At 52.4% G+C, this 3,951-nt stretch carries 1 tRNA gene and 2 rRNA genes; all 3 read right to left on the bottom strand.

Annotation, left to right across the window (positions count from 1 at the left end):
* The 3 genes from N5D22_RS26990 to N5D22_RS26980 all read right to left on the bottom strand — a co-directional run bounded on the left by N5D22_RS26990 (position 1) and on the right by N5D22_RS26980 (position 3,552).
* Positions 1-77: transfer RNA gene (locus N5D22_RS26990), tRNA-Met, on the bottom strand.
* Positions 78-403: 326 nt separating this feature from the next.
* A 5S ribosomal RNA gene (gene rrf / locus N5D22_RS26985) occupies positions 404-518 on the bottom strand.
* Positions 519-753: 235 nt separating this feature from the next.
* A 23S ribosomal RNA gene (locus tag N5D22_RS26980) occupies positions 754-3,552 on the bottom strand.
* Between the last annotated feature and the right edge of the window lie 399 nt (positions 3,553-3,951).

Below are 3,951 nucleotides of genomic sequence, written 5' to 3'. Positions count from 1 at the left end.
TGGTTGCGGGGGCAGGATTTGAACCTGCGGCCTTCAGGTTATGAGCCTGACGAGCTACCGGGCTGCTCCACCCCGCGTTACCGGCGCAAGTTCGCAGAACTTGTCGCGACAGAGCAAACTCGATGAGTTTGCGTATACAGGTTTTTGCGTTAGCAAAATACCGATTGCGATAATCCCCATGGGATTTATCGCGACTGCATCACAGGGAAGCTGTGATGCCTAGTGCGGGAGCAAATTGCCGAAGGCGATTTGTCTCCTGTAAGGAACTCACCCTTATTGGGTGAGCGATTTGTTCTGGCGCATTGTGCGCTGGATCATGATAGCACAAAGGCCGCTTATGCGGCCTTTTGATTTGGGCGATTTGCCCGTTTTGTGATGAGAAGATTTGTGTTGCGTTTTGCAGACCTGGCAGCGACCTACTCTCCCGCGTCTTGAGACGAAGTACCATTGGCGCTGGGGCGTTTCACGGCCGTGTTCGGAATGGGAACGGGTGCAGCCGCCCCGCGATAACCACCAGGTCGGCAAAACGCAACAACGAAAGTTGTTTTCGAGAAGCTGGGTGGCGATGCCACTTTTTAATTACACGTCTTTCCGTGACTGATCCGTATTCTGCCTTGCTCGAGGTCGAGCGTGGCAGCCATACAGGACGCCAGTCCGTCGCGCCTTATGGCGCGCGCCGTCCGCAGGGCCTTTGGCCGGTGAGGACAGAAGGTGATGTCATCGAACTTTGTTCGATGAACATATTCAATGGGAACGAAGAAGTCGATCGAGCTATTAGTAACGGTAAGCTTCACACATTGCTGTGCTTCCACACCCGTCCTATCAACGTGGTCGTCTTCCACGGCTCTGATAGGGAACACTCGTTTTCAGGTTGGTTTCCCGCTTAGATGCCTTCAGCGGTTATCCATTCCGTATATAGCTACTCTGCTATGCCCTTGGCAGGACAACAGATCCACCAGAGATACGTCCATCCCGGTCCTCTCGTACTAGGGACAGATCCTGTCAATATTCCTACACCCACGGCAGATAGGGACCGAACTGTCTCACGACGTTCTGAACCCAACTCACGTACCGCTTTAAATGGCGAACAGCCATACCCTTGGGACCTGCTCCAGCCCCAGGATGCGATGAGTCGACATCGAGGTGCCAAACAACCCCGTCGATATGGACTCTTGGGGGTCATCAGCCTGTTATCCCCGGCGTACCTTTTATCCGTTGAGCGATGGCCCTTCCACACGGGACCACCGGATCACTATGACCGACTTTCGTCTCTGCTCGACTTGTCAGTCTCGCAGTCAGGCTAGCTTATGCCATTGCACTCGACGACCGATTTCCGACCGGTCTGAGCTAACCATCGCGCGCCTCCGTTACTCTTTCGGAGGCGACCGCCCCAGTCAAACTACCCACCATACACTGTCCCGGATCCGGATAACGGACCGCGGTTAGACATCCACGAAGATAAGGGTGGTATTTCAAGGATGGCTCCACAAGAACTGGCGTCCCTGCTTCAAAGCCTACCACCTATCCTACACATGCCTTGGCGAATGCCAGTGTAAAGCTATAGTAAAGGTGCACGGGGTCTTTCCGTCTGACCGCAGGAACCCCGCATCTTCACGGGGAATTCAATTTCACTGAGTCTATGTTGGAGACAGCGGGGAAGTCGTTACGCCATTCGTGCAGGTCGGAACTTACCCGACAAGGAATTTCGCTACCTTAGGACCGTTATAGTTACGGCCGCCGTTTACTGGGGCTTCAGTTCAGAGCTTGCACCCCTCCCTTTAACCTTCCAGCACCGGGCAGGCGTCAGACCCTATACGTCGTATTGCTACTTCGCAGAGCCCTGTGTTTTTGATAAACAGTCGCTACCCCCTGGTCTGTGCCACCCCATCATACTTGCGTACAAAAGGGTCACGCTTCTTCCGAAGTTACGCGTGCAATTTGCCGAGTTCCTTCAACATAGTTCTCTCAAGCGCCTTGGTATACTCTACCTGACCACCTGTGTCGGTTTCGGGTACGGTCTATACGGTGGAGCTATTTCCTGGAACCTCTTCGCCGCCCAACCAATCCAATAAGGTTGAACAACACACAAGATCCGTCACTACCACCAGGCCCACGAATATTAACGTGGTTCCCATCGACTACGCGTGTCCGCCTCGTCTTAGGGGCCGGCTAACCCTGCTCAGATTAACTTTAAGCAGGAACCCTTGGTCTTTCGGCGAGGGAGTCTCTCACTCCCTTTATCGTTACTCATGTCAACATTCGCACTTCCGATATCTCCAGGGCCCCTCAGAGGTACCCCTTCACAGACTTACGGAACGCTCCGCTACCACTTGCATTGCTGCAAATCCTCAGCTTCGGTGCATGGCTTTAGCCCCGTTACATTTTCGGCGCAAAGACCCTTATTTAGACCAGTGAGCTGTTACGCTTTCTTTAAATGATGGCTGCTTCTAAGCCAACATCCTGGTTGTTTTGGGATCCTCACATCCTTTCCCACTTAGCCATGACTTGGGGACCTTAGCTGGAGGTCAGGGTTGTTGCCCTTTTCACGACGGACGTTAGCACCCGCCGTGTGTCTGCCGACTAGTACTCCTCGGTATTCGGAGTTTGGTTAGGATCAGTAAGACGGTGAGTCCCCATAGCCCATCCAGTGCTCTACCCCCGAGGGTATTCGGTCGACGCTCTACCTAAATAGATTTCGCGGAGAACCAGCTATTTCCGAGTTTGATTGGCCTTTCACCCCTAGCCACAAGTCATCCCGAACTATTGCAACAGTTATGGGTTCGGCCCTCCAGTTGGTGTTACCCAACCTTCAGCCTGCTCATGGCTAGATCACTCGGTTTCGGGTCTAATGCAACTAACTCAATCGCCCTATTCAGACTCGCTTTCGCTGCGCCTACACCTACCGGCTTAAGCTTGCTAGTTACACTAAGTCGTTGACCCATTATACAAAAGGTACGCCGTCACCCTTGCGGGCTCCGACTGTTTGTAGGCATCCGGTTTCAGGTTCTATTTCACTCCCCTCGTCGGGGTGCTTTTCACCTTTCCCTCACGGTACTTGTTCGCTATCGGTCATGCACGAGTACTTAGGCTTGGAGAGTGGTCTCCCCATGTTCAGACAGGATTTCACGTGTCCCGCCCTACTCAAGGACAATGACTGTTCTACGCGTAAGGGGCTATCACCCTCTATGGCCGACCTTTCCAAATCGTTCCGCTTTATTCATCATTGCCACTGGCCTGGTCCGCGTTCGCTCGCCACTACTTGCGGAGTCTCGGTTGATGTCCTTTCCTGCAGGTACTTAGATGTTTCAGTTCCCTGCGTTCGCTTCTTACCCCTATGTATTCGAAAGTAAGATACCTTATAACAATGCTTGGAAACCCAGGCCGTTCGTTAAAACAGACTGGATTTTCCAAGCATTTAAGGTGGGTTGCCCCATTCGGAGATCCATGGATCAAAGCTTATTCGCAGCTCCCCACGGCTTTTCGCAGCGTATCACGTCCTTCTTCGCCTGTGCATGCCAAGGCATCCACCAAATGCCCTTAATTCACTTCTTCGTTCTCATTGTCTATGCTCATCCATAGCCGTTCAATTAAAAACGGCAACCTGATTACCTTTTACAATCAAGTCAGTTCATGATGACATCGACGTGTCGGTACGGTCTTCTTTGAGGGCACGCCGGTGCACCTCGAAGCCATACCATTAAGACCAGCTTCTCGAGATATCATCCGGTGATGCGCGGTCAGGCAACATCAATCCAGCATGTCCATCAGATGAAGACCTAAACCTTCAAACAACAAACATGCCTCGGACAAGCTTTCCTACCTACCTCCAATCCCTCCACCAATTCCGGCCGACTAAGCCATCTCAAGGTTTCTCAGGGACTGGGCTCGGACGCTTCAAACCTCAAGGGCTTAAAACACCTGGAAGCTTCCAGACATATCTTCTCTTCACAA

Source organism: Agrobacterium sp. GD03872 (assembly GCF_029840625.1).
GTDB lineage: Bacteria > Pseudomonadota > Alphaproteobacteria > Rhizobiales > Rhizobiaceae > Agrobacterium > Agrobacterium fabrum_A.
The sequence above is the reverse complement of the archived record's forward strand: the minus strand, read 5'-3'. Positions and strand labels throughout refer to the sequence as shown.